Raw genomic sequence first — 26,016 nt, 5'->3', positions numbered from 1 at the left:
TACGAGGTTCCCGCCCAGCCCTGCTTCACCGCCCACGGTTTCTCGAACGCTTCGGCGACGCCGAAGTGCTGGTCGAATGTGTCCGAGGCGCAGCACCATGCGGGTGATGATCGCCGTACCGCCGTTGTCCGACCAGTAGTTGTTGGCCGCGGTGTCGTTGCTGCTGCGCAGCATCGGCTCCAGCCAGGCCCGGTCGGCGGCCGGCACCGTGTAGTCGGGGCCCCGGTTCCACAGGGCCAGCGCCAGCAGCAGTCCCGGCGCTGACGCCGGCGGGCACCTCGACGGACGCGACGGCGGGCCGCACCGGCTGCCCGGCCGGGGCGTCGGCTGCGGCGGAGCCTGCCGCGCCGCCGATCAGCAGGAGCGCGGCGGCAGCGAGAAGGCAGCGCCTCACAGGTGGTGCTCCCTGAGATGGATCGAGTTGATCGGTGTGAGGTTGACGTACCAGCCCTCCTGCGGGGGGATGGAGCCGTGGCAGTCCGTGTTGATGGACTTGAAGCGGGGCCGGTCAGCGGGCTCTACCACCAGTCGGAGCAGCGGACCACGCCGTGATGCGGACGCTGCCGAGGCTGACGTCGGCGGGCTTGTCGGTGTCACCCCCGGCGTGGTCGGGGTGGTCGCGGAGGCCGTGTGCACCGCCCTCGTGGTCGGAGGCCGAGGCGTGGGTCGGCTGCGGGGCCTGGAGGAGGACGATGCCGGTGGTGATCGCACACAAGGCGGCACCCGTGGCGAGGGTGGAGCGGAACAAGCGCATGAAAGCCGTCTCTTCCTGTCTGTGGAGGGTGCCCCGCAGTACAGCCGAGGCCTGGAAGACGACTCGAACCTTAGAAAGGGGAGCGGGCCGACGGTCCTGACGAATGTCAGGGCGGCGCTCGCGCCAAGCTCGGTTTCCGGCCTGCGGGCTCAGCCCGACAGCAAGTTGACCAACGCCACACCCGAGGCCGTACGCCGGGCCACTACGTGTTGCCCGCGGCGCTCCCGGGCCAGGAGACCGGCCGCCTCCAGCTGACCGCAGTGGTACGTCACGGTCGCCGGCGTGCAGTTGAGCGCGGAGGCCAGGGAGCCCATGGTGCACGGGCGAACCAGCTCACGCAGGATCCCCGCCCGCAGGGAGCCCACCACGAGCTTGAGCGGATCCCTCTCGGCAGTGGTCTCCTGAGCGGTCCACAGCGTGTTCAGACCGGGCACGGGATAGCCGAACCACACGGCGTCGGAACGGTCGAAGCTGAAGACCGAGGCACCGTTGCCCGACACGATGGGCACCAGCACCACACGGCGGGCACCCCGCTCGAACGTCTCGGGGTGCGGATCGGGCACGTACAGGGTCTGGCCGACAAAGCGGATCTTGGGTCCGAGCCCGGTCATGACGAGCGGCAGGGCGTTGCTGACGACCGCCACCCCCACCCGCTCGGTCTCCCGGGCCAGCAGGGAGCCGGCCCGCGCCCATATCGGCCCGAAGGCCTCCCACACGGCGCCGAGAATGGCCGCGTACGCGTGGATGAAGGCCTTCGGCCGATCGACGACCGACTGCCACTGCCGGGGGACCGTACCCCCGAAGTCCCTCTCCAGCTCCTGCAGCAGCAGATGGGGCGAGAGCTCCGCCAGACGGTCGAGCTGGACCGAGAGATCGGTCTCCCACAGCGGTGCCGTGGGGGTGAGGCAGTCGGGGACCATCGAGTACTCACGGGTGAACAGCGGACGCAGCACCGCCTCCGCCCCCTCGGGCACCGACGAGCGCAGCGCGCGCCGCCACGTGGGGTGCACGCCCTGGGAACGTGCGCCCAGCGCATCCGCGACGAGCGACATCAGGGTGACGCCGGGCTGCGCCACGACCGACACCGGCACTGTTTCCAGCTGTCCCAGACACAGCTCGGAGAACCCGGCCACGAACACTCCCCCGTCGACGTACCACCACCCCTTGGGACGCGCCGGTTTGAGCAACGGTTTCGCACAACCTGGGCAAAGACGCCGACCGGCACACGTTTTGAAGCTTCTCGAAATGCTGGGTCGTGCCGCCGGCTTTGAACAGACTGTGTCCGACCACGGGGGGCGGTGGCGGCTGACCAACCGCGCAATCGCTGTGCCCCGCGCAGAACATGCAAGAGAAACGGGGCATTGCATGTCTTTGCGACGCGACGCTCCTGGCCGCACATGCGCACCGCTCCCGGATACGGCCCCGACGTGCCGCACGGGGGCCTGAGAACGGGTCCGGAGTGGGCCTGACGTGCTGATCCAGGGGTGACCGGGCCGCGGACAGCCCCGGCTACCGCTACTGGATGTACATCGACACCGGCGTGCACGCCGGCTGGGCCAGCGACTGGTCCTCGACACCGGCAGCCCCGCCGTGCGGCAGCAGCGGATCCCGCATTGCCGAAGACCCTGACAACGAAGAGGGGAACCCCATGAACTCCGTCCGCCGAAAGATCCTCGGCGTCGCGACCGTCTTCGCGACCGCCGCGACGCTGATGGGCACGGCCGGCCCGGCCAACGCCGCGACCTACCTGTGCCAGGTGTCCGGTTCCACGATCCCGTGCACCACGGTCACCGGTATCGACCCGGGTTCCTGGCTCCAGGTGCGCACAGGCCCGGGCTACGGGTACGGCCCGATCTATGAGCCGTACAGCCGCCTCCACAACGGCAACCAGGTCGGCCTCACCTGTTGGAAGCTGGGTGACGGCGCCTACGACAACCCCAACTACCGCTACTGGATGTGGGTCGAGGTCGGCAACAGCTACGGCGGCTTCGTCAACGACTGGTACCTGAACACCGGCAACCCGGACGTCTGGAAGCAGCAGATCAGACAGTGCCCTGCCTGATGCGGCGGTCCGCTCCCGCCCTCCATTCCCTGCCCTTCGACTCGAGGAATTGACGTGACGCTGAACAACCGCCGACGCCTGGCCGCCGGCGCCACCCTGATCGCCGCGCTCACCGCCGGTGTCGTCCCCGCCACCACCGCCTACGCCGCGCCGGCCGTTCCGGCCGCCACCCGCGCGACCACACCCGCCCCCGATATGGAAGGCGTGGTCGCAGCTCTGAACGCCGCCATGGCCGAGGGCGCACCAGGAGCGATGGCCCGGTTCACCAGCCCCGAGGGCGTCCAGGCCCGGACCGTGGGAGTGCGTGACCGGGACTCCGGTGCCGCCATGGACGTCCGCGCACGCTTCCGTATCGGAAGTGTCAGCAAGACCTTCTCCAGCGTGGTGCTGCTCCAACTGGTGCAGGAGGGGAGACTGGAGCTCGACGCGCCGGTGAACCGTTATCTTCCCGGACTGCTGCCCGACGACCGGATCACGGTGCGGCACCTTCTGACCCACCGCAGTGGGCTCGCGGACTACACCGACGCCATGTTCGAGCACACCGTGCCCGGCTTCGAGGCCGTACGCAACAGGGTCTTCAGCTACCAGGAACTGGTGGACCTCTCACTGGTCGAGCCCCGCACCACCGAGCCCGGTGTCGCGTACAAGTACTCCAACACCAACTTCGTGGTCGTCGGCATGCTGATCGAGAAGATCACCGGCAAGCCCATCGCCAAGGAGTACCAACACCGCATCATCAAGCCGTTGGGCCTGCGCAACACCTCGTACGTGCACCCGGACGTCCGCATCGCGGGGCTGCATGTACGCGGCTATCTGCACCCCGACGAGGCCGGCGCGCCACTGGTGGACTCCACCGAACAGACGGTCTCCTGGGCGCAGTCGGCCGGGGCGGTCATCTCCAGCCCGGCGGACCTGAACACCTTCGTGACCGCGCTGATGCGGGGCCGGCTGCTGACGCCGCGGATGCTGGAGGAGATGACCACCGTCACCCCGACCGACGCCACCAACACCCGCTTCTACGGCCTCGGTCTGCGCCGCTACGACCTGTCCTGCGGTACGCAGGTCTTCGGCCACACCGGCACCGTGCAGGGGTACTACACCTACGCCTTCGCGACCCGCGATGGCCGACGCAGCCTCTCCGCGATGGCCAACACCTCGAACAAGGGGTCAGCCAACACGGCGCTCGGCGGCACGCTCGAGGCCGCGTTCTGCGGCAAGAAGCCGACCTCCACGGCGTCGGCGTCTGCTCAGCCCAGGTCGTCCATGGTGCCGGCCGAGCCGGACCTGCCCGAACGCCGCTGAGGCCCGGCCGGGGTCTCGACCCCGGACATCCAGGACACGGGTTGCCCTGACATTCGTCAGGAGCTCAGCAGCCGCTGCCTCGCTAGGGTCTGGCCACGTCGCTGTTTGTAGGGCAGCACCTTCTCTCTGTGCGTGCCGTCAGGTTTGACTCCCGGGCCCGCACCGACCGTATGACCGTCCCAAGGGGAAATCACTCATGATCCGTTCTGTGAGGGCCGCCGCCGCGGCCATGGCATCCACCGTCATCGCCGCCGCCGGCCTCGTCTTCGGTACGGCGGGCGCCGCCCACGCAACCGGTCATGGCGCCGGCTACTACGGCGTCTGGGCCTCCGGCGTCAATGTCCGTGGCGGCGGCGGGGAACAGTGCTATCTGTACCCGTCGGTCGCCAACTGTCCGATCGTGGAGACCACGGTGAGCAGCCCGGCCCAGGTGTGGGTGTACTGCCAGCAGGAGGGCGCGCAGAGCGTCGGCGGCAACCCGTACTGGGTGTGGGTCCTCACCCCGAGTGGCCACCGCGGCTACATGGCCGGCTACTACATCGACAACGCCACCGACTGGATCGACGGTGTCGAGGGCTGCTGACGCGGCGTCGAAGGACACGACCACTTAGAAAGCACCTCTTTCCGGGCCGGTGCGCGCACCGGCCCGGGCAGTCGTCTGTCCCGCCTGGTGGCAGCCAACGTGCGCGCCCGGGCGGAGCACCCGCCCAGGCGCGCGTGAAAGGACACAGCGTGGCCGACCAAATGGTCATCGAGGCACAGAAATTCATCAACTCCTACAACGTCGCCGGAATCCCGAAGGTCGAGGAGAACGGCCGCACCGGCTGGGCCGTCATGTTCGCGCTGACCCGGGCGCTCCAGTACGAGGTGGGCATCACCTCCCTGTCCGACAACTTCGGCCCGACGACTCTCGCCACCCTCCAGGCCCGCCACCCCGTCATCAACGCGGGCACCCGGCACGAGAAGGTCCTCAAGATCGTGCAGTCTGCGCTGTACTGCAAGGGCTACGACGGCGGCGGCATCGACGGCACCTACAACGACTCCGTCGCGGCGTCGGTCCGCGAGCTGAGGCAGAACATGGGCGTCGACGGCGCCTTCGTAGACGGTGTGTCGCCGAAGGTGTTCAAGGCGTTGCTGACCATGGACGCCTATGTCGTCATCGAGGGCGGCAGCGAGCTGACCCGCGCGGTACAGCAGTGGATGAACGGCCGCTATGTCGGCCGCCGAAACTTCTTCATCGTGCCGTGCGACGGTCACTTCTCACGGGATGTGCAGAAGGCACTGATGTTCGCGATCCAGTACGAGATCGGCATGAGCGACGACGTCGCGAACGGGGTCTTCGGCCCCGGCACCCAGCAGGGCATCAGGAACAACCCCCTCTCGGAGGGCTCGTCGGGGACGTGGGTGAGTCTCTTCACCGCCGCCATGATCTTCAACAAGCGCGGCGGGGTGTTCTTCGACAGCCACTTCGACGCCGACCTGGCGACACGTGTGCGCAGTTTCCAGAATTTCGCGAAGCTCCCGGTCACCGGCCGAGGGGACTTCCAGACCTGGGCCTCGCTGCTGGTGTCCACCGGTGACGCCACCCGCAGGGGAGCCGCGGCCGACTGCGTCACCGAGGTCACCGACGCGCGGGCGGTGGCGCTCAGGGACGCGGGGTACCAGATCGTGGGCCGCTACCTGTCCAACGTCCCGGACTCCTCACTCGACAAGAAGATCAAGTCCGGCGAGCTGGGCCGGATGGCCGCCTACGGTCTGAGCTGCTTTCCGATCTATCAGACCTGGGGCGGGGAAGCGGCCTACTTCCGCCGCGAGCAGGGGATCGCCGACGCCTTCGCCGCCATCGAGCGGGCCAAACACTACGGCTTCAAACCCGGCACACGTATCTACTTCGCCGTCGACTTCGACGCGCTCGACTACGAGGTCACCGACAACATCCTCCCGCACTTCCGTGCGATCCGGGACGTCATGAACGAGCACGGCCAGGGGTACCTGACGGGCATCTACGGACCCCGCAACGTGTGCAGCCGCGTCGCAGCCGCGGGATACACCTCGGCCAGTTTCGTCTGCGACATGTCCACGGGATTCTCCGGGAATCTCGGCTATCCGCTGCCCGGCGACTGGGCGTTCGACCAGATCTCCACGATCTCGGTGGGAGCAGGCAGCGGCCTCATCGAGATCGACAACAACATCGTGTCCGGCCGTGACGCCGGCCAGAACACCTACAACCCCGAGCAGATCACCTCGGACCTGGACGTCAGTATGGACATGTCCAGGCGGAACTCCCTGCTCGCGGACGTCCAGTCGTATCTCCTCAACTCCATGGGCGTGCCGGAGAAGGGCGGTAACCAGGGCGCCCAGGTTCTCACGTACCGGTCGACCACAGAGGCGTTCGACATCCTGATGAGCTTCGACGGGCTGGTCACCCGGCTCGCGCGCACCTTCGGAATGCGCAAGGCCATCATCCAGAGCCCGCTGTTCTGGGAGATGCGCATGTACAACACCCTGGACGTCGTCGGCGACGAGGCGGTCATCGACCACTACGACGGGACCGGACTGAGCACCAAGAACGACTCCAGCACCGGTCTCGCGCAGATCTTCGCGGCCACCGCGATCCGCGGCCGCAACTTCTGCATCCGGGCCGGCCTGATCGGCGGCACCATCATGGACCCCGCCAACGAGAACGATCTGTGGAACGTCTGGCAGCAACTGCACAACGACCACGACTACAACATCAGCACGCTACCCGCGGTCCTGATCTGGGGCGCCGACGACGTCCACGTTCCCCGGCCGTCCATGTCCACGAGCGAGGAGGAGACCCGCCTCACGCTGGCCCGCTACAACGGCACCGAGGGCAGAGCCCAGGACTACGGCACCGCGATGCTCGGCCTCCATCGGGTGTTCGAGAAGTACAACGCGCCCCTGCGTGGCCTGTGACGCACCGATCGCCACCCACCGCACCCCTCAATCTCAGACAGGACCGGCATGACCACCTCGCCTCCACACCCCCCACGCCGTCGCGTACTGTGCACCGGCCTCGGCCTGACCGCCGCGGCGGGCCTCGTGACGCTCGCGGCCCCTTCCCCGGCGTCCGCGTCCGCGCGGGCCGCCGAAGACGGTCCGCATACGCACCCCACCAGCGCCAACGGCTGGCCGATGGAACCGCGGGCCAACGCCTCGGGAACCATCTGGACGCGCCAGGTGCCAGGCAGTTCGGTCTCCGTGGCCCTGCGCATCGGTGAGGCGGCCACCGTGCTCGTACATGTCATCCGCCGCTACCACTACGAGATCGACACGCTCGTCCACGGCGAGGTGGTGGGTTTCCGCCCGGCGGACAGCACACTGAAGGGCTACGCGACCAACCACGCCTCGGGGACCGCGGTCGCGATCCGCCCGACCTGGTATCCGGACGGCGCCAAGGACGGTCTCTTCCCCCACCAACTGGCCACGGTCCGCGACATCCTCAAGGAATGCCAGGACGTGGTGGCCTGGGGTGGAGACTTCCGCCGCCCGAACGAGTCCCACTTCCAGATCGACGTGCCCCCCTCGGACGCGCGCCTGAAACGGCTCGCGGCCAGGATCCGCGGCTGGGAGGACATACCCGGCCAGGGGGCGGGGACGCTCGCCCTGGGCGCCTGACATCGGCACAGCGGGGCCCTACGGGCACGGTGTCAGGTTCTGATCACGGCATCGCAGTCGGAGCAGACCACGGACGTGTACTCCGGGGGATACCAGGTCGCCGTGGGGTGCTCGGGGGGCTGCCGGCGGGCCTTCTCCATGGCGAAGGTGTCCTTTCCACAGAGGGTTCGTGGTCCCGTCGCCGTGGGCACCCCCGGCGCGGAGGGCGCCGCGTGCACTCTGCGGACCGGCAGTGCCTCAGCCGCCGCCCCCGGGGACGAGTCCCTGGCGGCCGGCTTGTCGAGCTCGTACACGACGACGATCTCGCTCATGCCTCGACCGGCTAACGCTGGGGGACGGCGAGTTCACGGCCGCGACAGAAGCTTTCCCGCTCCTCGACGACGTAGGGGGCCATCGCCGCACGTCGCTGCGCTTCCGGCTCGGACGTCCGCCAGGCGTCGCAGACCTCCTTCGAGTCCCAGAACGACACCCCGGTGATCTCCTGCCCGTCCTCGGACCAGTATGCGAAGGCGCGCCGCAGCCCCTGGGGGTAGGGGGAGGGGCGCCACGCCCGCTCGAACTCCTGCGACGTGCCCGGCCTGAGGCGGCGCGCAGTCACCCAGACGAACTGCTCATCCATCGCGGCTCCTCCTCGGTGTCCGTTGGGGCTTCCTGCCCTGCCAGACCACCGTAGGTGCCGATGACCGCTTCCGCCTGCGCGGTAGCGGGCGGACCATGGAAGAGAGCCCGGAGCGCGGTCGGGTGGCGCGCTGCGTGTGCCCTGTCGGTGGTGAGGGCGATGAAGGGTGCGAACCGGATCGGGAGCGTGCGCGGAGTGGTGCTGCGGGCGCACTGGAGCGTGCCGTTGATCATGCTTCTGCTCGCCTATGACCTGGCCGCCCGGACGCTGCCCGCGTACGCGCCCGGACGGGCGCCGGTGGCGTATGCGGCCGCCGGGGTCGTCGGGGCTCTGCTGTTGCTGGTGAGCCTGGTGGTGCATGAGGCGGCGCATGCGCTCGTGGCCCGGAGATGCGGGATCTCCGTGCGGGACATGACGTTGTGGGCGCTCGGCGGCATGACCCGGATGGACCGGCCGACGACGGCGCGGGCGGCGTTCACGGTCGCCGTCAGCGGACCGCTCGCCAGCCTGCTGCTCGGCGGGGCCGCCGTCGGGGCCGCGGTGGGCGTGCACGCGGTGCTGGGGTGGCGGATACCGGTCGCCGTACTGGGCTGGCTGGGCACCATGAACCTGCTGCTGGGCGTGTTCAACCTGTTGCCGGCCGCGCCGCTGGACGGCGGCCGGGTGCTCCAGGCTGCCTGGTGGTGGCGTACGGGAGACCGGGAACGGGCCCAGCGGGCGGCAGGGCGCAGCGGACAGTTCGTCGGCGTGGCACTGGCCGTGCTGGGCTGGCTGGTGTTCGTCAGGGGAGTGCCGGGCGGATTGTGGCTGATGCTGGTCGGCCTGTTCGTGGCGGGCGTCGCCGCGGCCGAACGACGGTGGGCCCAGCTGGCCACGGCCCTGCGCGGCGTGCGGGTGGCGGAGGCGATGACCAGCCCGGCCGTGGCCGGTCCCGACTGGCTGACGGTGGACCGCTTCCTCGCCGACGTCGCTGCTCGGGCGGGGCATTCGGTGCTGGCGTTGGTGGACTTCGAGGGCCGCCCCAGCGGTGTCGTGCAGCTGCGCAGGCTGGCCGCCGTACCGTCCGGGCGGCGGGAGGAGGTCCGGGTGCGGGACGCGGCGACCCCGCTGTCGCGGTGCACGATCGCCGCTCCGGACGAGCTGCTGACCGCGGTCCTGGAGCGGACCGGCGCAGGGGGCGGGCTGCCCATCCTGGTCCTGGACGCCGGCCGGCTCTGCGGGATCGTCACCGGCCACGACATCGAACGGCTCTTCCGGCGGCCCACCACAGGGATGACCTGCGGTGCCCCCCTCCCGCTCTGGCCCCGCCGCGCCCCCAGGAGGACTATGGGAGGAGAGCGACCAAGGGAGGCCTGCCGTGAAGACCGGAGCCTCGGACTACGACCGCTGGCTGTACTCGCACACACCCTCCCAGGCCGAGGGCGAGCGCGACGAACCGGCCGAGCGTTCTGCCGTGGAACAGCACCCGGACGTCCCCAGAACCGAGCCGTCCCAGGCGGAGGGCGAGCGGACGGACGAACCCGGACCGCGTGACCGCCGTTGAAACCCTGAGCCGGCCTCGCAGTGAGCCGGCCCGGCAACCGGTGGATTCGCCCGCGCCACCCCGGGCGGCCTGCTCACCGAGACGGGCTGCCCGAGCCGGTCGTCATCGCGGACCGCGCACGCCCTTCAGCCCCCGCAGCTCCTCGACCCTCGTCAGCCGGGCCAGGGCGAGGTAGACCAGGCCGAGGGTGAGGACGCCGGCCGTGAGGGCGGTCGCGGTCGGCAGGGTTCCGTCGCCGAGCCGGGTCGCGCAGGCCCGGTCGGCCGCCCAGCCCGCGGTGGCGGCGAGGGCCGCCGCGGCCAGCAGCTTGGTGTACGTGCGGCGTAGCGCCCCGTCGTCCAGCCGGCCGCCCGTGCGCCTGCGCAGCAGCCGCGCGGTGAGGGCGAGGCCCGCCAGGTACGACACGGTGTACGCCCCGGCCATGCCGGTCACCGCCCAGCGGTCGGGCAGCAGCAGATGGCAGGCGGTGGCCAGGGCGATGTTCACCACGGCGATCCACACCGCCATGAAGAACGGGGTGCGGGTGTCCTCGAAGGCGTAGAAGCCGCGCAGGAGGACGTACTGCGCGGAGAACGGGATCAGGCCGAGCCCGAACGCCTGGAGCATGTGCCCGAGCGGCTGCGCGGAGGCCGCGTCGGCCGCGCCGTGCGCGAACAACAGGGTCGCGATCCGCGGACCGAGGGCCAGGAACAGGAACGCGGCCGGGACGATGACGACCCCGCTCACCCGCAGGCCGCGCGAGAGGTCCGCGCGCACGTCCGCGACCCTCCCCTCCGCCACGGCGCGGCTCATGCGCGGCAGCAGCGCCGTCACCAGCGAGACGGTGACCACCGACTGCGGCAGCATCCAGATGGTCTGCGCGTACATGTACGCCGAATAGCCCGCGCCGGCGTCCGGAAGCCTCTGGTCGACCGCGTTGGCGTAGTTGGTGACCACCGTCAGCGAGACGAGGTTCGTCAGCACGAGCAGCAACGTCCACTTGGCGGCGTGCACACCGGAACCGAGGCCCGAGCCGCGCCAGTCGAACCGCGGCCGGAAGCGGAACCCGGCGGCCCGCGCGAACGGGACCAGCGCGAGCGCCTGCACCGCGATGCCGGCGGTCGTCCCGAGGCCCAGCAGCCGGACCTGGGCGTCGGTGACGTCCGCCACCCGATGCGGCACCGTCATCAGACCGAGGTAGGCGCCGAACATGCCCAGCAGGACGGCGTTGTTGAGGACCGGCGTCCACATCATCGCGCCGAACCGCTCGCGGGCGTTGAGGACTTGGCCGTAGATGTTGAACAGGCCGTAGAAGAAGATCTGCGGGAGCAGAAAGCGGGCGAAGACCACGGTGAGCCGGTACGCCTCGTGCTGCTCCGGGGTGTCGCGCATGTACACCGAGACGATCTGCGGGGCCGCCCACACCGCCAGTGCCGTCCCCACGGCGAGGACGGACACGACCAGGGTGACGAGCCGCTGCTCGTACGCCCGTCCGCCGTCCGCGTGGGTGGCCCTCGCCCGCACCAGCTGCGGCACCAGCACGGCGTTCAGCGCGCCGCCGATGAGCAGCGTGTACAGGCTGGTCGGGACGGTGTTCGCCGTGTTGTACGTACTGGCCAGCAGACCGGTGCCCAGCGCGGCGCCCTGCAGTACCGTCCGGATCAGCCCGGTGGCCCTCGACACCACCGTGCCCAGCGCCATCAGCACCGACGAGCGTGCCGCCCCGCCGGAACGTTTCTCGACCCGCTGTTGTGTCGTCGCCCCCATCGGGCCAACGTACGGCATCAAGATCCGTGCGCCCAATCCGCCCTGCCCGACCGGCAGTTGCCAGGACACGCCCTAGCGACGGCTGCGGACCCGGGCGTCCCTCGGCGGATCGATGAACTGCAGCTCCAGCGCCACGGGGGGCGGGGCGACGCCCGGGCCGCCCGCCGCGGCCCAGGCCAGGATCTCCTCCGTGCCGTCGTCGTCCATGGCGAAGCCGACCCAGGTGGCCCGGCCGCCGGCCCGGCGTCCGGTGGCCGAGGGCTGGACGACGATGACGTTGGCCTGGTCGCAGGGGCCGAGGCAGTCCGTCGTACGGACCGCGAAGCCGCCGCCCGAAGCGGCCGCGGCGGCACGCAGCCGCTCCAGCTGCCAGTCGTGGTCGAAGCCGGGGTGCTTGCCCGCGTCGCCGCAGCAGCAGCCCCTGCACACCACCAGGGTGCAGGGGCGGCTCCGCGCGGCCCCGACCAGTGCTCGCTGAGCCGGAACCATGCCGCTCAGGACGCCGAGAGGCCGACGTGGGCCAGCGCCTGCCGCAGCAGGAACCCGTGCCCGCCCGGCATCTCGCTCTGCACCGCGGGCGAGGCGGCCTCCTGCGGGTCGAACCACACCAGGTCCAGGGCGTCCTGCCGGGGGCGGCAGTCGCCGGTCACCGGCACGATGTAGGCCAGCGACACCGCGTGCTGACGGGGGTCGTGGTACGGGGTGACGCCCTGCGTGGGGAAGTACTCGGCCACCGTGAACGGCTGCAGAGAGGTCGGCACCCGGGGCAGGGCCACCGGGCCGAGGTCCTTCTCCAGGTGGCGCAGCAGGGCGTCCCGGACGCGCTCGTGGTGCAGGACCCGGCCGGAGACCAGGGTGCGGCTGACGTTGCCGTCCGGTCCGATCCGCAGCAGCAGGCCGATGCTGGTGACTTCGCCGCTCTCGTCGACGCGCACGGGCACGGCCTCGACGTACAGGATCGGCATACGGGCGCGCGCCATCTCGAGCTCGTCGGAGCTCAGCCAACCCGGCGTGGTTTCGGTCAAGTCAGACATTGCTTGATCATACTTTCAGTGTCCGTCGGGAAGCCGGTAGACCCGGCGGGCATTGTCCGCTCCGGCCCAGCGCGCCAGGCGCAGCGCGTCGGGCAGGCCCAGCTCGTCGGCGTCCACCCGGTCCTGGAGCAGATCCCCCAGTCCCCGGCGGAACGCCAGCGCGCCGAGCGCATAGAACTCCGCCACACCATAAGCGTCGGAGCTGTACAGCAGTTTGCGGAACGGTGTGATCTCCAACGCCTCCTCCAGGATGGCCCGCGCCCGCGCCGGACCCACATGGTGCAGGGTGAGCCCCACGTCCAGGTACACCTGCTCGAACACCGCGGCCAGATAGCCGGCCTGCCGCTGGTAGGGCCAGCAGTGCAGGAGCAGCACCGGGATCGTGCCCGCCGTCAGGTGCAGCCAGTCCGTGAGACGTGTCGGATCCACCCGGTGCAGCCGGATGTCGTCGTCACCGAAGCCGGTGTGCAGTTGCAGCGGCAGCCCCAGGTCGACGGCGGTCCACAGCAGATGCCGGACCAGCACCGGGTCGGCCAGCCGTCCGCCGCGCGCCAGCCAGCGCCGCGCGGCCCGGGTGACGTCGGCGTCCGAGGGCCGCACCGGGTCCAGGTCGAAGCCCGTGCGGTACGCGGCCACCGACTTCACCGCGACCACCCCCGGCCGTCGTACCGCGTCCAGCGCCGCCGCCCGGAACGCGTCGGCGTACCCGCCGGCCTCGACGCCCCGCGCGGTCACCGCCTCCGCGACGGACTCCAGCCGTACGACCTCGTGGGCGACCGCCCCGCCGGCCGCCCCGGCCAGTTCGGCGGGCGACGTGATGCGGTGCGGGGCGAACCCGGTGTCGACGCAGAACACGCCGGTCCGGGCCGCGGCGAGGAACCGGCGGTTCACCTCCTGCGGGCCCAGTTCGGCGCGGCGGGCCAGATAGACGTCGGCCGGTGCGTGCCGCTCCAGGCCGAGCAGAGGCGCGCAGTGGCGGCGCACGGCCACGCCCGCCGGGGTGTCGAAGGTCGAGACGCCGGGCCATGGGTCGCCCTCGGTGAGCAGGGCCTCGAAGCCCGGCCGGTCCAGGGGGCCCGTGACGACGCCGTGGCAGTGGTGGTCCACCAACTCCAGCCCGGCGAGCGCCTCGTGGACCGGTCCGCCGGGCATCTCAGTACCTCCAGCGGTACGCGGCGGCCACCCGCTCGTCGTCGAGCCCGTCGACGGCGTCGATCTCGCCCTGCCGTACGGCGCTCACCGCGTCGGCGAGGACCGGGCCGAGCGCCGCCCGCAGCACCTCGTCCCCGCGGAACGCGGCGACCGCCTCACCGAGCGAGGTCGGCAGCCGGCGTACGCCCCGGGCGGCGGCCTCGTCCGCGCCGAGCCGCACCGGATCACCGGCTGTCTCCTCGGGAAGGACGGCGCCCGACGCGAGCCCGTCCAGTCCGGCGGCGATCACAGCGCCCAGGGCGAGATACGGGTTGGCGGCCAGGTCGACCGGCTTGACCTCCAGGTTCGCCTGCTCCGCGCGCCGCCCCGCCGTGCCTCGCACCAGACGCACCGCGCACTCGCGGGTCTCCAGACCCCAGGCCGTGAACACCCCCGCCCACTGGGAGGGTTTGAGGCGCAGATAGCTCGCCGGGCTCGGCGCGGTCACCGCGGTGAGGGCCGGGAGGCGGGCCAGGACACCGGCCGCGAACGCCTCCGCGTCGGCCGTCATGCCGTACCGCCGGTCGCCGCCCGCGTGCAGGTTCGTGCCGTCGCGCCAGGCCGACAGGTGGACGTGCCCGCCGTTGCCGACGCCCTGTGCGAGGACCGCAGGGGAGAAGGAGACCCGCAGGCCGTGACGTTGCGCCACCGCGCGGATCGTCTGGCGGGCGAGGACGCTGCGGTCGGCCGCCGCCACCGGGTCCAGGGCGCCGACGGAGATCTCGAACTGGCCGGGCGCGTACTCGGGATGGACCTGGTCGACGTCCACGCCCTGCGCCGCGCACGCGGCCAGCAGATCGGCGGTGTACGCGCTCAACTCGACCTGCCGGGTCGCGCTGTACGCGGGGCCGGACGTCGCCGGGACGAACTCCCCGGCGGGCGCCGAGTCCAGGCCGACCGCCCACTCGATCTCGACGGCCGCTTTGAAGGCCAGGCCGTGGACGCGGGCCGCGTCCGCGACGACGCGGCGCAGGAAGGTGCGCGAGCAGCCCGGGTGCCGCTCGCCGTCCTGCGTGACGCGGTCGACCGGCGCCCACGCCCAGCCAGGCTGCCCCGCCAGCACCACGAGCCCGTCGAGGTCCGGGTACAGGCGCAGATCGCCGTCCGGGGAGCCCAGCACGTCGGTGGCGACGATGTGGTCGTTCGCCAGGAACGTGTCGAACACCGGGGACATCCCGACGCCCCAGGCCGCCGCCGAGGCCAGCCGGGCCGTCGGGATCGTCTTCACCCGGCCGACGCCCGCCGTGTCGACATAGGCCAGGACGACTCCCTGCACGCCCGCGCCGGACAGTTCGCCGCCGAGCGCGCTCGCCCGCTCGACGTCTCCCGGGCGTCCGCCGGGGACGGGATCGGCAAGGGTGGTCATACGTCCTCCACGATCGATGCGTCCGGTACGGCGGACACATCCGGTACATCCGGTACATCCGGTACATCCGGTACGTCCGCCGCGTGCCGTGCGGCCGTCAGGGTTTCACGGCCACCGCGCCGTACTGCGGCACCACGGCGAGGGAGTCGGCCTCGCCGCGCCAGCGCGAGCACGACACCAGACCCGGCTCCAGCAGCTCAAGACCCTCGAAGAACGCGGCGATCTCCGCGCCGCTGCGGGCGGTGATCGGCGGCTTGGCGTTCTCGTTCCAGAACTTCATCGCCGGGATCTGGCCCTCGCCGCCCACCGCGCTGTCGTGGGTGGGGTGCGTCAGCACCAGGAAACTGCCGGAGGGCAGGTCGGCCATGACCTTGCGCACGATCTCCCGGGCCGCCTCCACATCGAGGACGAAGTTCAGGATGCCCAGCATCATCACCGCGACCGGACGCGTGAAGTCCAGGGTGCCCGCCGCCCGTCGAAGGATCGCGGCCGGGTCGTGCACATCGGCGTCGATGTAGTCGGTGACGCCCTCGGCGGTGCCGGTCAGCAGCGTGCGGGCGTGCGCCAGCACGATGGGGTCGTTGTCGACGTACACGATCCGCGACTCGGGCGCGATGCGCTGCGCGATCTCGTGGGTGTTGTCGGCGGTCGGCAGCCCCGTGCCGATGTCGAGGAACTGCCGGATCCCGCGCTCCTCGGCCAGGAACCGCACCGCCTGCCCCAGGAACCAGCGGTCCGCGCGGGCGATCTCCCGGATCAGCGGGAACATCCCGGCGACATGCTCGCCGACCCGCTGGTCGACCTGGTAGTTGTCCTTGCCGCCGATCCAGTAGTTCCACACCCGCGCGTTGTGCGCCACGCTCGTGTCCAGTCGTGTCGGCCCGCTCACGTGAGAGCCCCTTCCCGCATCCCGCCCGTGTCCCGGGCCTGTGCCCGCCATTGTGCCGCCGGATGATCACCGTTGTCCCCGGTAGGGTGAAAATCCGGTGATCCCGTACAGGAAGCAGGACATGCCCTACTCGCACGCCGCCCGTCCGCCCGCTCCCGAGCCGTCGGCCGGCCCCGCCGACATACGCCTGGTCGTCACCGACATGGACGGCACACTGCTCGACGACGACAAGAAGGTGCCCGACGGACTGTGGGACACGCTGGCGCGACTGCGGGAGCGCGGGGTGCTGTTCAGCCCGGCGAGCGGACGCCAGTACGCCACGCTGGCCGCCGAGTTCGCGCAGGTCGCCGACGGGATGGTGTTCATCGCCGAGAACGGCACCTACGTGGTGCGCGACGGCGCGGAGCTGAGCTCCGACCCGCTGGACCCCGGCGCGGTCGCGCGGGTGATCGAGGCCGTGCGCGGGCTCGCGGCCGGCGGCGTCGACATGGGCGCCGTGGTGTGCGGCAAGCGGTCCGCGTACGTCGAGCGGGCCGACGAGCCCTTCCTGGCCGAGGTCGCCCGGTACTACGTACGCCACCGGGTCGTCGAGGACGTCACCGCCGTCGACGACGACATCCTCAAGGTCGCCCTGTTCGACTTCGGGTCCGTCGAGGAGAGCACCGCCCCGGCGCTGGCGCCCTTCGCGGACACCCACCAGGTCGTCGTCTCCGGCGAACACTGGGTCGACGTCATGAACCGCACCGCCAACAAGGGCGCCGCGCTGCGCCGTCTCCAACGCGAGCTGGGCATCACCCCCGCGCAGACCATGGTGTTCGGCGACTACCTCAACGACCTGGAGATGCTGGACGCCGCCCACTGGTCGTTCGCCATGGCGGGCGCCCACCCGGAGGTCGTCCGCCGGGCCCGCCACCTCGCGCCCTCCAACAACGACAACGGGGTGCTGCGCACCATCGCCCGCGTCCTGGACCTCTGAGTCCGAGCCCGACGCCGGGCGCGCTCAGCTCAGGCGCGGGGCTGCCCGTACCCGTGCTGCCAGGCCCAGGCCGCGATCTCGACGCGGTTCCGGGCGCCCGGCTTGAGCTGGACGCTGGACAGATGCGTCTTCACCGTCGACAGGGAGACATACAGTTCGGCGGCGAGCTCCGCGTTCGTCCGGCCCAGGGCGACGAGACGTACGACGTCCAGCTCGCGGTCGGTGAGCGGCTCGGCCAGGGGCGTCGGCAGCGTGGCCGGACGCGGGGCGGCCGGGGTCCGCGGGGCGGTCAGGTGCTGGAGCAGACGGACGGTGACCGACGGGGAGACCAGAGCGTCGCCCGCCCGGCCCCGCCGCCGCCTCGGCCGAACGGCCAGAACACCCGGGGTCGCCGCCCCCGCTCCTCAACCGTTCGGCCTAGGCTGCGGGGAGCAGAGGAGAGGGAAGCGGAATGAGCGCACCGGCCGATGTCGCCCGCCTGACCCGGGAGATCACCTCCGGGCTCGAACCCGGGGGCCTGGAGGACTTCTACACAGACCTGCACCGGCACCCCGAGCTGTCCTTCCAGGAACACCGCACCGCCGCGAAGCTCGCGCAGCGGCTGCGCACGGCCGGGTACGAGGTGACGGAAGGGGTGGCCCGCACCGGCGTGGTGGGTGTGCTCGCCAACGGCGACGGGCCGGTGGTGTGGCTGCGCGGGGACATGGACGCGCTGCCCGTGCGGGAGGCGACCGGCCTGACGTACGCCTCCACCGTCGACGGGCTGATGCACGCCTGCGGGCACGACCTGCACATCACCTGGCTGGCGGCCGCCGCCGAGGTGCTCGCCGCGGCCCGCGGGACCTGGTCGGGGACGCTCGTCGTGGTGGGGCAGCCCGCCGAGGAGGCCGAGGGCGGTGCGGCGGCGATGGTCGCGGACGGCGTCCACGTCCGCTTCCCGCGCCCCGACGTGCTGTTCGGCCAGCACGCCGCGCCCGGGCTCGCCGGGTTCTACCCGCACACCCCCGGCCTGACCCTGTCGGCGGCGGACGACATCGACGTCGTCGTGCACGGCGTGGGCGGCCACGGTTCACGGCCCGAGTCGACCGTCGACCCGGTGGTGACGGCCGCGTACATCGTGACCAGGCTGCAGACCGTCGTCGCGCGCGAGGTCGCGGCGAGCGAGTCGGCGGTGCTGACGGTGGGTCGCTTCCATGCCGGTACGAAACCCAACATCATCCCCGCCGAGGCCCGGCTCGCACTCAACGTGCGCAGCCAGGACACCCGGGTGCGCGAGCGCGTCCTCACCGCGATCCGGCGGATCGTCGAGGGGGAGTGCGCCGCCGCGGGATGCCCGGTTCCGCCCGAGGTCACCGTCCATCCCGGCTACCCGAACACCGTCAACGACCCTGCCCTGGACGGGGAGATCGCCGCCGTGCACCGCGAACTCTTCGGCGACCACACGGTGTTCGACTTCGGCCAGGCGATGGGCAGCGAGGACTTCTCCCTCCTCGCCCCGCCGGGCGTGCCGTACGACTACTGGTACGTGACCTCGACCCCCGCCCCCGTGTGGGAGGCGGCGCCGGGGCAGGAGCTGCGGGAGAAGTTCGAGGGAGTGCCGGGAAACCACAGCCCGCTGTTCGCACCGGACCTGTCGGTGCTGGTGCCGGGCGTACGCACCCTGGTGTCGGCGGCGCTGTCCCGGCTCGCCGGCTGAGCAAACCGGCCGGAACGCGCGCGTGCCGCGCGGGGAACTACGGCCGGAGCGGGTCGTGGCCGATCGTCATCAGACGGTGGCGGCGGCGCGTCTCCTCGGCCTCGGGCTCGTTCTCCACGTCCGTCTGCGCGGCGACCGTGTCGACCACCCGGTACATCACCCGGATGTCGTCGTCGGTCAGGTCGGTGCGGCGCTTCTGCAGGATCGCCAGCACATGCTGCCCGGTGGGGCTGCCCGCCTCCTCGAGCAGCGGCTCCGCGTTCTCGTCGGCGTCGCGCACCCGCAGCCAGGCGGCCAGCTCCTGCGAGGTCATGTTCACCGCGCGGTGGAAGTCCTCCCACAGCGCGTCGAGTTCGAGAGCGTCGGTCATGGCAGGCCCTTCTCCGGACGGGTCACTTCTTCAGGCGAGTCACTTCTCGCGCGGCCAGTTCTCCGCCTCGAACATCCACCGTTGCTTCTCCAGCTCGGCGGTGATGCCGATCAGCAGGTCCTGGGTGACGGGATCCGGCTTGTCGGTCGCCGCGATCCGCTCGCGCAGTCGGGCGACGGCGGCCCCCAGAGCCTCCGCGATCACCTGGACGACGTCCTCGTCGCGCAGCCAGCCGTCCTTCGGCGAGGGCAGCGTGAACGTCGAGGCGATGGTCTCCGGGCGGCCGTCGGGCGGCAGGCCCAGCGCCGCCGCGCGCTCCGCGACCGTGTCGGCGTACGAACGGGCCGTCGCGACCACCTCGTCGAGCTGGAGGTGGATCGAGCGGAACCGGGGGCCCACGATGTTCCAGTGCGCCTGCTTGCCCACCAGGGAGAGGCCGAGCAGATCCACGAGGGTGCCCTGCAGCGCGTCGAAGGTGATCTGGCGGGCCGGTTCGGGCAGCGGGCTCTTCACGACAGTCATACGGTGCTCCTCCTCGTCGCGTCCTGTCGGGCGGTCCGGAGCAGTTCCGCGCGTTCCTCCTCACCGGTGCCGCCCCACACGCCCGAGGTCTGTCCGCTGACGAGCGCGTAGGACAGACATTCGGTGCTCACGGGGCAGCGCACGCAGACGCGTTTGGCCGCTGCGGTGTCCCGCTGGGCCGGTCCTCTCGTGCCCACGGGGAAGAACAGTTCGGGGTCCTCGCCCACGCAGGCGGCAGCGCGCAACCACTCCATGGGGGCGCGGGTGCCCAGGGCGAACCGGCGCAAACGACCGGTTCCGGGCCGCCGCCCGGACAGGAATCCGGTGCCGTCTCAGGGAGCGAGAACGCCGTCGAGGAAGCCTGTGACGTCCGCGAAGACCTCCGCCCTGTTCGTCTCGTTGAAGACCTCGTGCCGGGCCCCGGCGTAGATCCGCTCGACCGGGGCACCGCTCAGCCGCTCCACGCCGGCCCGGCTGCCGGGCAGCGGGACCAGCCGGTCGTCGTCGCCGTGCAGCCACAGCAGGGGCAGCGGGCCGACGTCGCCGTCCTTGGCGACGGTCTCCAGGGTCCGTACGAACGCCTCCAGCGTCGGCCGTTTCATCGGCCCGTGCCAGACCAGCGGATCCGCCGCGTACGCCGCGCCGACCGCCGGATCGCGGGAGAGAGCGGCGGGGTTGACGGGGACGTCGGGGATCTCCTTCTGCGCCAGCAGCCGGCCCGGCAGCTCCCAGGCGCCGATCACCGGGCCGGAGAGCACCAGCGCGGCGAGGGTGTCGCCGTGCCGCTGGGCGTATCTGGCCGCGATCAGTCCGCCCATGGAGTGGCCGATCACGACCAGCGGGACGTCCGGGTGCGCGGCCCGGGCGAGTTCCGCCACCGCGTGCACATCGGTCACGACGTCCTCGAAGTCCTCGATCACCACCCGCTCGCCGGCCGACCTGCCGTGCCCCATGTGGTCGGGGGCGAACACGGCGGCGCCGTGCCCCCTCAGGACCTCGGCGAGTTCCGCGTAACGGCCGGCGTGCTCGCCGTAGCCGTGCACCACCAGTGCGAGGAAGCGGGGGCGCGGGTGCGGCCACTCGCGCACGGCGACCGCGCCGCGGGTCCCGGTGAGGACGTGTTCGGTCATCGCTCCTCCAACTGCGTCGGCGAAGGCCTTCGAGGACAGGGTCCGCCGATCCTCCCAGGGGCTCCGGCCACCTGACGAGACGGCCCTACGGCGATCCGTTAGATGTGCGTAGCATCGGTCCCCGCATGAACACGATGACGTTGTGGCACCTCACCGGCTGGGAATTCGTCGCGCTCGCCCTCGCGGCCCTCCTGGTCGGCTTCTCCAAGACGGCAGTCAGCGGGGCCAACACGGTCAGCCTCGCGATCTTCGCGGCGATCCTGCCCGCCAAGGCCTCCACGGGCGTCCTGCTGCCGATCCTGATCGCCGGCGACGTCCTGGCCGTCCTCACCTACCGGCGGCACGCCCACTGGCCCACGCTGTGGCGGCTGTTCCCGGCCGTCGCGGCCGGCGTGGTGTTCGGCACGCTCTTCCTGGTGTGGGCCGACGACGGGATCGTCCGGACGTCGATCGGCGCGATCCTGCTGCTGATGGCGGGCGTCACGCTGTGGCGGCGCCGCACGGCCGACGCCACGGACCAACCCGACGCGGTGGTCACCCGGGCCGGCCGGATCAAGGCCCGCTCCTACGGCGTCCTCGGCGGCTTCACCACGATGGTCGCCAACGCGGGCGGTCCGGTGATGTCGATGTACCTGCTCTCGGCCGGATTCCGCAAACTCGGCTTCCTCGGCACCTCCGCGTTCTTCTTCCTGATCGTCAACGTCTCGAAGGTGCCCTTCAGCGCGGGCCTCGGCCTCATCGACGGCCACTCGCTGCTCCTGGACGCCGCACTCGTCTCGTTCGTCGTCCCCGGCGCCCTGCTCGGCAAGTGGGCGGTGCACCGCATCAACCAGCGGCTGTTCGAGCAACTGGTCATCGCGGCCACGGTGGTGGGCGGCCTCCAGCTGCTCCTTCGCTAGGAGTGCGGCACGCACCGCGTCCGCACGGGGACGACAACGCCGGTGTCAGCCGTGTCAGCCGTCCGCCGGAAGGATCATGCAGGTGGTCGTCGCATGCGCGATCAGCCGGCCCTGCTCGTCGAGCACCCTGCCGTCGGCGGTGGCGGTGCGGCGGCCCACGTGGATCACGTTGCCCTCGGCGGTGAGGGTCTGCCCGTCGGTGCGGGCGGCCCGGATGTAGTTCACCTTCAGTTCCAGGGTGGTGTAGCCCGTGCCCGGCGGGAGGGTGGTGTGGATCGCGCAGGCCAGCGCCGAGTCGAGCAGGGTCGCCGCGATACCGCCGTGCACGGTGCCGAGGGGATTGGCGAAGTCCGGCCGGGTGTCCAGCGAGACCACGACCCGCCCGTGCTCCACGTCGTCGAACCGCATGCCGAGCAGCCGCCCGATGGACGGCACGTCGCTCAGGTTCCCGGCCTGCACGAGACGCATGAGATCGAGACCGGACAGGCCGGCGAGGTCGGCGAGGTCGGCGAGCGGGGTGCGGTCGGCGCGATCGGCGCGATCGGTGTGTTCGGTGGTGGTCAAGGCGGTTCCTCGGGGTTGTGGAAGGGGCTTGCCGGGTACGGGAGTTCAGCTGCCCAGCGGGTTGTCGGTGTCCCGCAGTGCGGCCAGGACGGGCGTGTACAGGCGGGACTTGATGGTGCCCAGTGTGTCGCCCGCCTTGCCGGCCTGCGCCGCCGCGATGTCGACGGCGGTGGCGCGTACGGCGTCCTCGTCGACCGCGTGGTCGACGATCCCGGCGGTCAGCGCGTCCTGGCCGCCGTAGCGGCGGGCCGTGACCATGGCCTCATGGGCGGACCTCGGGGTGAGCCTGGCCTGGATGAGGGCGGACATGCCGGGGGTGAAGGGGATGCTGAGGTCGGCCTCGGGCAGGCACCAGAAGCCGCGGTCGGCGCGCATCACCCGAAAGTCATGGGCCAGCGAGAACATCGCGCCCGCGGCGAAGGTGTGCCCCTGCAGCGCGGCCACGGTCACCACGGGCAGGGTCAGCAGCCGGGCGAAGAGCTCGTGGACCGAGACGACGTAGTCCACATACCGGTCGGAGTGGGCGAACACCCAGTCCAGATCGAGGCCGTTGGAGTAGAACTTCCCCGTAGCGGCGGTCACCAGGGCACGCGGCCCGTCCGCCTTCTCCACCTCGTCCAGCGCGCTGCCCACTTCCGTGATCCAGTCGGGGTGGAACCGGTTCTCGCCGTCGCCGAGATCGAGGACGAAGACGGCGTCCTGGCGGTCCAGCGTGGGCATGGCGACTCCTTCACGGCGGGGTACACGGGGGGACTGGGCATGCATGCGTGCAGGGCACGGGACGAGGGAGGCGGGAGGCGGGACGCAGGTCAGGACTCCGGGCCGGCGGGCCGAAGGGCGTGCTCCAGCAGGCCGCGGAGCTCCGCCGCCGTCGCGTCGAGCGGGGCGGTGCTCCGCTCGGCCCGGCACATGACCACGGCGCCCTCGACGGCGGCCACGACGAACGCGGCCAGCCGTCGCGCGCGCTCCTCGGGCAGGCCGTGGCGCAGCAGCAGGCCGGCCAGGGCCGCCTGCCAGCGGGCGAAGGCCGCCGCAGCCGAGCGGGCGCGCTCCGGCGAGCTGTCGTCGCTCTCCACGGCGACCGCCACGACCGGACAGCCGAGGCGGAAGTCGCTGCGCAGGAGACGCTCCCGCCACAGAGCGAAGAACCCGTCGACGGCCCGCAGCGGATCGGGGTCGTCCATGGCGGCGTCGATCAGGTCGGCGATGAAGTCTCCGGCGAACACCACGGCCTCGTTGATCAGTTGGGTCCGGCCGCCGGGAAAGTGGTGGTACACCGAGCCGCGCGGGGCGCCGCTGTGGGCGAGCACCCGGTCGATGCTCACGCCGCCGGCTCCGTGCTCCCCGAGCAGGGCGACGGCACTCGTGACCATCCGCTCACGACTGTCACTCCTGCGTGGACTCATGGCACTGATTATGCACTATGACATAGAACATGCGAAAGGTGCTCCCGGTATCGCTCCAGTGAGCGGGGCAGCAGCGGTCCGAGCAGGCGGGGGGCCTCGCGGGGGCTGCCTAGACTGACCGGCGGGCGGCGGCGGAGCCGCGGGTGAGACATCGATCGGGGCGGGAAGAGATGGCTGCTGCTGCACGTCGGGTGCCGTGGAACGACGTCGCCGCGGCGCGCGGGGTCTCCCGCGCCGCCGGGGGGCCGGCAGCCTGGTCGGTTCCGGCCGGTCCGCGGTCCGCGCGGCGCGCCCCCCAGGTGCGCGGCGGCGTGCGCGGCCGCGTCGAACGCGGCGGCCCCGATCCGCGGGCGGGTGGGCGCCGTCCTGGCGGGCGGGGGCTTGCGACGCGGGCGGCGGGCCGGGTCGTCGTACGAGGGGCGGCATGAGCCGGCACGTCCTGGTGCTGGGCGGCACCACCGAGGCACGGGAGCTCGCCGCCGCTCTGGCGGCTCGCCGCGGTGTCCGGGTGACCTCGTCGCTGGCGGGCCGGGTGTCCCGGCCGGGGGCGCTCGACGGGGACGTACGGATCGGCGGGTTCGGCGGCGCGCGGGGGCTCACCGACTGGCTGCGTGAGCAGCGGGCGGACGCCGTCGTCGACGCCACGCATCCCTTCGCCACCGGCATCACCGCGAACGCGGCGAGCGCCACCGCGGCGACCGGCCTGCCGCTGGTGGTACTGCGCCGCCCGGGCTGGCGGGCCGGGGCCGGTGACCGCTGGCACGAGGTGGCGTCGCTGGAGGCGGCGGCCGAGCTGCTGCCGGGCCTGGGCCGGCGGGTTCTGCTGACGACGGGCCGGCTCGGGCTCGCGGCCTTCGCCCACCTCGACGGCCCGCACTTCGTCGTACGGTCCGTGGAACCGCCCGCGCCCCCGATGCCGCCCGACGTCGAACTGGTCCTGGCGCGCGGCCCGTTCACCGTCGCCGACGAGCTGACGCTGCTGCGGGACCGCCGGATCGACGTGGTGGTGACCAAGGACAGCGGCGGAACGGCGACGGCCGCGAAACTCACGGCGGCGCGGGAACTGGGGCTCCCCGTCGTCGTCGTACGACGGCCACCTCTGCCGACGGGTGTGACGGCCGTCCCGGACGTGGACGCCGTCCTGGACGAGCTGGACCTCATCCTGCGGTGACGCCGCCGGCCGGCGGGCCGGCTCGCGGCCCTCAGGGCGCGAGGACCGCCTGTTCCGGCTGTGGGCGGCGCGGGGAGAAGCCGCTCGGCCGCCGCCTCCAGCGACGCCACCCGAGCCCCACGCTCACTCGTTGCCGCCCCAGCTCGTCGCCAGGATCGGCGCGCTCGCGCCGACCGCGACCACGTTGACGTAGAACGCCCACCGCCAGGTCAGGTGGTCGGTGAACAGCCCGCCCAGTAGCGGTCCGATGACGGCGGCCACCCCGCACAGGAACGACCCCGTGATGAAGACGAGGTACGACGTGACCACCCAAGTCACGGTCACGAGGTGGGACGGGCCGCCCGAGGGCTACCCCCGGCCCGGGTTACGGCGCAGCAGATAGGTGTCCATGATCCAGCCCTTGCGTTCGCGCGCCTCGGCCCGCAGCCGCTCGATGCGCGGGCCGGCCTCGGCGATCGGACCGGAGACGAGGATCTCGTCCGGCGTGCCTATGTAGGCGCCCCAGTAGATGTCGACATCGTCGTCGGCGTACTGCCGGAACGTCTGATGGGCGTCCAGCATCACCACCACGTCGTCCACCCCCTCCGGGAAGCCCTCGGCGAGCCGGCGGCCGGTGGTGATCTGCACGGGCCGGGCCACTCGGTTCAGTCCCGTCCGATGCCGGGCGACGAGCGCCGAGACACTGCTGATCCCGGGCACGACGTCGTACGTGAAGTCCACCGTGCCCCGGGCCAGCACTTCCTCCAGGATGCCCAGCGTGCTGTCGTACAGCGCCGGATCGCCCCACACCAGGAACGCGCCGCGCTCGTGATCACCGAGCTCCTCGATGATCAGCCGCTCGTAGATGTCGGCGCGGGCGCTGCGCCAGTCGCCGACGGCCGGTGAGTAGGCCGCGGCGTCGGCCCGGCGGTCCCGCTCCGGGTCCCGGGCCTCGACCACCCGGTAGCCGCCCTGCGGTATGTGCGTGGCCAGCATGTCGTGGCGCAACCGCGTCAGATCGCTCTTCACCTCGCCCTTGTCCAGGACGAAGAACACGTCCGTGCTCCGCAGCGCCTTGACCGCCTGCAAAGTGAGCTGGTCGGGGTCGCCCGCGCCGATACCGATGACATGAATCTCTCGCACGCCTCGAGTCTGCCG

30 protein-coding genes and 2 pseudogenes are annotated in these 26,016 nt (G+C 71.7%); 11 read left to right on the top strand and 21 right to left on the bottom strand.

From position 1 onward, the window contains the following. Positions 1 to 390: 390 nt before the first annotated feature. The 3 genes from B5557_RS45655 to B5557_RS06515 all read right to left on the bottom strand — a co-directional run bounded on the left by B5557_RS45655 (position 391) and on the right by B5557_RS06515 (position 1,887). Positions 391 to 525 (bottom strand): hypothetical protein, encoded by a 135-nt coding sequence (locus B5557_RS45655; RefSeq protein WP_269460205.1) that lies wholly within the window; start codon positions 523 to 525, stop codon positions 391 to 393. Then, on the bottom strand, positions 509 to 754 hold the full coding sequence (locus tag B5557_RS06520; RefSeq protein WP_180291478.1) for a hypothetical protein: 246 nt from the start codon (positions 752 to 754) through the stop codon (positions 509 to 511). Before B5557_RS06520 ends, B5557_RS45655 begins: the two co-directional genes overlap by 17 nt. Positions 755 to 903: 149 nt before the next feature. Then, positions 904 to 1,887: an ArsR/SmtB family transcription factor gene (locus tag B5557_RS06515; protein ID WP_159424337.1), complete on the bottom strand. Its 984-nt coding sequence runs from the start codon at positions 1,885 to 1,887 to the stop codon at positions 904 to 906. Between the two features lie 515 nt (positions 1,888 to 2,402). On the opposite strand from B5557_RS06515, the gene B5557_RS06510 reads away from it, so the two are divergent. The 5 genes from B5557_RS06510 (at position 2,403) to B5557_RS06490 (ending at position 7,757) form a co-directional block, all read left to right on the top strand. Further along, positions 2,403 to 2,816 (top strand): hypothetical protein, encoded by a 414-nt coding sequence (locus B5557_RS06510; protein WP_079658219.1) that lies wholly within the window; start codon positions 2,403 to 2,405, stop codon positions 2,814 to 2,816. A gap of 60 nt (positions 2,817 to 2,876) precedes the next feature. Further along, positions 2,877 to 4,118, top strand: coding sequence for a serine hydrolase domain-containing protein (locus B5557_RS06505; RefSeq protein ID WP_443031386.1), 1,242 nt, complete (start codon positions 2,877 to 2,879; stop codon positions 4,116 to 4,118). A gap of 196 nt (positions 4,119 to 4,314) precedes the next feature. Beyond that, positions 4,315 to 4,701: a hypothetical protein gene (locus tag B5557_RS06500; protein ID WP_079658217.1), complete on the top strand. Its 387-nt coding sequence runs from the start codon at positions 4,315 to 4,317 to the stop codon at positions 4,699 to 4,701. A 149-nt stretch (positions 4,702 to 4,850) separates the two neighbouring features. Then, positions 4,851 to 7,055, top strand: a complete 2,205-nt coding sequence (locus B5557_RS06495; protein ID WP_079658216.1) for a glycoside hydrolase domain-containing protein — start codon at positions 4,851 to 4,853, stop codon at positions 7,053 to 7,055. Positions 7,056 to 7,103: 48 nt separating this feature from the next. Continuing rightward, positions 7,104 to 7,757, top strand: coding sequence for a hypothetical protein (locus tag B5557_RS06490; RefSeq protein ID WP_079658215.1), 654 nt, complete (start codon positions 7,104 to 7,106; stop codon positions 7,755 to 7,757). A gap of 32 nt (positions 7,758 to 7,789) precedes the next feature. Here the strand turns inward: B5557_RS06490 and B5557_RS06485 are convergent, their stop codons facing one another. Together B5557_RS06485 and B5557_RS06480 are read right to left on the bottom strand one after the other, a co-directional pair. Beyond that, entirely contained in the window at positions 7,790 to 8,068 is a 279-nt protein-coding gene (locus B5557_RS06485) for a hypothetical protein (RefSeq protein WP_079658214.1), read from the bottom strand. 11 nt (positions 8,069 to 8,079) lie between these two features. Next, positions 8,080 to 8,376, bottom strand: a complete 297-nt coding sequence (locus B5557_RS06480; RefSeq protein WP_079658213.1) for a hypothetical protein — start codon at positions 8,374 to 8,376, stop codon at positions 8,080 to 8,082. A gap of 60 nt (positions 8,377 to 8,436) precedes the next feature. Here B5557_RS06480 and B5557_RS45875 point away from each other — a divergent pair. Next, a pseudogene (locus tag B5557_RS45875) lies at positions 8,437 to 9,120 on the top strand (site-2 protease family protein); the annotation flags it as partial. Between the two features lie 613 nt (positions 9,121 to 9,733). Further along, positions 9,734 to 9,919: a hypothetical protein gene (locus tag B5557_RS44875; protein ID WP_079658212.1), complete on the top strand. Its 186-nt coding sequence runs from the start codon at positions 9,734 to 9,736 to the stop codon at positions 9,917 to 9,919. Positions 9,920 to 10,021: 102 nt separating this feature from the next. Here the strand turns inward: B5557_RS44875 and murJ are convergent, their stop codons facing one another. The 6 genes from murJ to B5557_RS06440 all read right to left on the bottom strand — a co-directional run bounded on the left by murJ (position 10,022) and on the right by B5557_RS06440 (position 16,196). Then, the gene (gene murJ / locus B5557_RS06465) at positions 10,022 to 11,665 is read right to left on the bottom strand and encodes a murein biosynthesis integral membrane protein MurJ (RefSeq protein WP_443031337.1); all 1,644 of its coding nucleotides are present in this window, start codon (positions 11,663 to 11,665) and stop codon (positions 10,022 to 10,024) included. Between the two features lie 72 nt (positions 11,666 to 11,737). After that, entirely contained in the window at positions 11,738 to 12,154 is a 417-nt protein-coding gene (locus B5557_RS06460) for a hypothetical protein (RefSeq protein ID WP_079658210.1), read from the bottom strand. Between the two features lie 5 nt (positions 12,155 to 12,159). Continuing rightward, the gene (locus B5557_RS06455; protein WP_099935456.1) at positions 12,160 to 12,699 is read right to left on the bottom strand and encodes an NUDIX hydrolase family protein; all 540 of its coding nucleotides are present in this window, start codon (positions 12,697 to 12,699) and stop codon (positions 12,160 to 12,162) included. A gap of 15 nt (positions 12,700 to 12,714) precedes the next feature. Beyond that, positions 12,715 to 13,851 carry an amidohydrolase family protein gene (locus tag B5557_RS06450; protein ID WP_079658209.1) on the bottom strand — a complete coding sequence of 379 codons (1,137 nt, stop codon included), beginning with the start codon at positions 13,849 to 13,851 and terminating at the stop codon, positions 12,715 to 12,717. A 1-nt stretch (position 13,852) separates the two neighbouring features. Further along, the gene (locus B5557_RS06445; protein WP_079658208.1) at positions 13,853 to 15,256 is read right to left on the bottom strand and encodes a glutamine synthetase family protein; all 1,404 of its coding nucleotides are present in this window, start codon (positions 15,254 to 15,256) and stop codon (positions 13,853 to 13,855) included. Between the two features lie 97 nt (positions 15,257 to 15,353). Next, on the bottom strand, positions 15,354 to 16,196 hold the full coding sequence (locus B5557_RS06440; RefSeq protein ID WP_079658207.1) for an SAM-dependent methyltransferase: 843 nt from the start codon (positions 16,194 to 16,196) through the stop codon (positions 15,354 to 15,356). Positions 16,197 to 16,266: 70 nt separating this feature from the next. Here B5557_RS06440 and B5557_RS06435 point away from each other — a divergent pair, with 70 nt between their 5' ends. Next, positions 16,267 to 17,121 (top strand): Cof-type HAD-IIB family hydrolase, encoded by an 855-nt coding sequence (locus B5557_RS06435; RefSeq protein ID WP_079658206.1) that lies wholly within the window; start codon positions 16,267 to 16,269, stop codon positions 17,119 to 17,121. Between the two features lie 29 nt (positions 17,122 to 17,150). Here the strand turns inward: B5557_RS06435 and B5557_RS06430 are convergent. Then, positions 17,151 to 17,477 (bottom strand): annotated as a pseudogene (locus B5557_RS06430) (response regulator transcription factor); the annotation flags it as partial. A 95-nt stretch (positions 17,478 to 17,572) separates the two neighbouring features. On the opposite strand from B5557_RS06430, the gene B5557_RS06425 reads away from it, so the two are divergent. Next, on the top strand, positions 17,573 to 18,817 hold the full coding sequence (locus tag B5557_RS06425) for an amidohydrolase (protein WP_079658205.1): 1,245 nt from the start codon (positions 17,573 to 17,575) through the stop codon (positions 18,815 to 18,817). A 37-nt stretch (positions 18,818 to 18,854) separates the two neighbouring features. Here B5557_RS06425 and B5557_RS06420 read toward each other — a convergent pair whose 3' ends face one another. From B5557_RS06420 to B5557_RS06405, 4 genes are read right to left on the bottom strand one after another with little or no spacing between them, the layout of a single operon-like run. Further along, positions 18,855 to 19,187: a DUF3140 domain-containing protein gene (locus B5557_RS06420; protein WP_079658204.1), complete on the bottom strand. Its 333-nt coding sequence runs from the start codon at positions 19,185 to 19,187 to the stop codon at positions 18,855 to 18,857. A 39-nt stretch (positions 19,188 to 19,226) separates the two neighbouring features. Then, positions 19,227 to 19,709: a Dps family protein gene (locus tag B5557_RS06415; protein ID WP_079658203.1), complete on the bottom strand. Its 483-nt coding sequence runs from the start codon at positions 19,707 to 19,709 to the stop codon at positions 19,227 to 19,229. Then, on the bottom strand, positions 19,706 to 19,996 hold the full coding sequence (locus tag B5557_RS06410) for a WhiB family transcriptional regulator (protein WP_331716827.1): 291 nt from the start codon (positions 19,994 to 19,996) through the stop codon (positions 19,706 to 19,708). Before B5557_RS06410 ends, B5557_RS06415 begins: the two co-directional genes overlap by 4 nt. Before the next feature lie 45 nt (positions 19,997 to 20,041). Beyond that, a complete protein-coding gene (locus tag B5557_RS06405; RefSeq protein ID WP_079658202.1) occupies positions 20,042 to 20,839 on the bottom strand; it encodes an alpha/beta hydrolase in 798 nt (265 codons plus the stop codon). A gap of 125 nt (positions 20,840 to 20,964) precedes the next feature. Here B5557_RS06405 and B5557_RS06400 point away from each other — a divergent pair, with 125 nt between their 5' ends. Continuing rightward, complete coding sequence (locus B5557_RS06400; protein ID WP_079658201.1) at positions 20,965 to 21,738, top strand: sulfite exporter TauE/SafE family protein; 774 nt, start codon at positions 20,965 to 20,967, stop codon at positions 21,736 to 21,738. Positions 21,739 to 21,792: 54 nt separating this feature from the next. Here B5557_RS06400 and B5557_RS06395 read toward each other — a convergent pair whose 3' ends face one another. From B5557_RS06395 to B5557_RS06385, 3 genes are all read right to left on the bottom strand, one after another. Then, on the bottom strand, positions 21,793 to 22,206 hold the full coding sequence (locus B5557_RS06395) for a PaaI family thioesterase (protein ID WP_079664624.1): 414 nt from the start codon (positions 22,204 to 22,206) through the stop codon (positions 21,793 to 21,795). Positions 22,207 to 22,347: 141 nt separating this feature from the next. Beyond that, entirely contained in the window at positions 22,348 to 23,022 is a 675-nt protein-coding gene (locus B5557_RS06390; RefSeq protein ID WP_079658200.1) for an enoyl-CoA hydratase-related protein, read from the bottom strand. Between the two features lie 89 nt (positions 23,023 to 23,111). After that, positions 23,112 to 23,708, bottom strand: a complete 597-nt coding sequence (locus tag B5557_RS06385) for a TetR/AcrR family transcriptional regulator (protein WP_231976279.1) — start codon at positions 23,706 to 23,708, stop codon at positions 23,112 to 23,114. Positions 23,709 to 24,132: 424 nt separating this feature from the next. Between B5557_RS06385 and B5557_RS06380 the strand changes: the two genes are divergently transcribed. Beyond that, complete coding sequence (locus B5557_RS06380; protein WP_079658198.1) at positions 24,133 to 24,879, top strand: cobalt-precorrin-6A reductase; 747 nt, start codon at positions 24,133 to 24,135, stop codon at positions 24,877 to 24,879. A gap of 123 nt (positions 24,880 to 25,002) precedes the next feature. Here the strand turns inward: B5557_RS06380 and B5557_RS06375 are convergent, their stop codons facing one another. Both B5557_RS06375 and cobF read right to left on the bottom strand, forming a co-directional pair. Next, a complete protein-coding gene (locus B5557_RS06375; protein WP_099935454.1) occupies positions 25,003 to 25,188 on the bottom strand; it encodes a hypothetical protein in 186 nt (61 codons plus the stop codon). Positions 25,189 to 25,227: 39 nt separating this feature from the next. Beyond that, positions 25,228 to 26,001 carry a precorrin-6A synthase (deacetylating) gene (gene cobF, locus B5557_RS06370; protein WP_159424336.1) on the bottom strand — a complete coding sequence of 258 codons (774 nt, stop codon included), beginning with the start codon at positions 25,999 to 26,001 and terminating at the stop codon, positions 25,228 to 25,230. Positions 26,002 to 26,016: the final 15 nt, after the last annotated feature.

Origin of the sequence: Streptomyces sp. 3214.6, assembly GCF_900129855.1 — a bacterium.
GTDB lineage: Bacteria > Actinomycetota > Actinomycetes > Streptomycetales > Streptomycetaceae > Streptomyces > Streptomyces soliscabiei.
Note: the sequence above shows the minus strand (reverse complement) of the source record. Positions and strands in the feature narration are given on the sequence as shown.

Excerpts from the sequence above, each read along its gene's own strand:
- B5557_RS06485 (WP_079658214.1), bottom strand. The coding sequence starts at position 8,068 with ATGAGCGAGATCGTCGTCGTGTACGAGCTCGACAAGCCGGCCGCCAGG.
- B5557_RS06455 (WP_099935456.1), bottom strand. The coding sequence starts at position 12,699 with ATGTCTGACTTGACCGAAACCACGCCGGGTTGGCTGAGCTCCGACGAG.
- B5557_RS06440 (WP_079658207.1), bottom strand. The coding sequence starts at position 16,196 with ATGGCGGGCACAGGCCCGGGACACGGGCGGGATGCGGGAAGGGGCTCT.
- B5557_RS06400 (WP_079658201.1), top strand. The coding sequence starts at position 20,965 with ATGAACACGATGACGTTGTGGCACCTCACCGGCTGGGAATTCGTCGCG.
- B5557_RS06395 (WP_079664624.1), bottom strand. The coding sequence starts at position 22,206 with ATGCGTCTCGTGCAGGCCGGGAACCTGAGCGACGTGCCGTCCATCGGG.
- B5557_RS06380 (WP_079658198.1), top strand. The coding sequence starts at position 24,133 with ATGAGCCGGCACGTCCTGGTGCTGGGCGGCACCACCGAGGCACGGGAG.
- B5557_RS06405 (WP_079658202.1), bottom strand. The coding sequence starts at position 20,839 with ATGACCGAACACGTCCTCACCGGGACCCGCGGCGCGGTCGCCGTGCGC.
- B5557_RS06520 (WP_180291478.1), bottom strand. The coding sequence starts at position 754 with ATGCGCTTGTTCCGCTCCACCCTCGCCACGGGTGCCGCCTTGTGTGCG.
- B5557_RS06420 (WP_079658204.1), bottom strand. The coding sequence starts at position 19,187 with ATGACCGACGCTCTCGAACTCGACGCGCTGTGGGAGGACTTCCACCGC.
- B5557_RS06450 (WP_079658209.1), bottom strand. The coding sequence starts at position 13,851 with ATGCCCGGCGGACCGGTCCACGAGGCGCTCGCCGGGCTGGAGTTGGTG.
- B5557_RS06435 (WP_079658206.1), top strand. The coding sequence starts at position 16,267 with ATGCCCTACTCGCACGCCGCCCGTCCGCCCGCTCCCGAGCCGTCGGCC.
- B5557_RS06500 (WP_079658217.1), top strand. The coding sequence starts at position 4,315 with ATGATCCGTTCTGTGAGGGCCGCCGCCGCGGCCATGGCATCCACCGTC.
- B5557_RS06445 (WP_079658208.1), bottom strand. The coding sequence starts at position 15,256 with ATGACCACCCTTGCCGATCCCGTCCCCGGCGGACGCCCGGGAGACGTC.
- B5557_RS06385 (WP_231976279.1), bottom strand. The coding sequence starts at position 23,708 with ATGAGTCCACGCAGGAGTGACAGTCGTGAGCGGATGGTCACGAGTGCC.
- murJ (WP_443031337.1), bottom strand. The coding sequence starts at position 11,665 with ATGGGGGCGACGACACAACAGCGGGTCGAGAAACGTTCCGGCGGGGCG.
- B5557_RS06490 (WP_079658215.1), top strand. The coding sequence starts at position 7,104 with ATGACCACCTCGCCTCCACACCCCCCACGCCGTCGCGTACTGTGCACC.
- B5557_RS06390 (WP_079658200.1), bottom strand. The coding sequence starts at position 23,022 with ATGCCCACGCTGGACCGCCAGGACGCCGTCTTCGTCCTCGATCTCGGC.
- B5557_RS06415 (WP_079658203.1), bottom strand. The coding sequence starts at position 19,709 with ATGACTGTCGTGAAGAGCCCGCTGCCCGAACCGGCCCGCCAGATCACC.
- B5557_RS06425 (WP_079658205.1), top strand. The coding sequence starts at position 17,573 with ATGAGCGCACCGGCCGATGTCGCCCGCCTGACCCGGGAGATCACCTCC.
- B5557_RS06480 (WP_079658213.1), bottom strand. The coding sequence starts at position 8,376 with ATGGATGAGCAGTTCGTCTGGGTGACTGCGCGCCGCCTCAGGCCGGGC.
- B5557_RS06460 (WP_079658210.1), bottom strand. The coding sequence starts at position 12,154 with ATGGTTCCGGCTCAGCGAGCACTGGTCGGGGCCGCGCGGAGCCGCCCC.
- B5557_RS06510 (WP_079658219.1), top strand. The coding sequence starts at position 2,403 with ATGAACTCCGTCCGCCGAAAGATCCTCGGCGTCGCGACCGTCTTCGCG.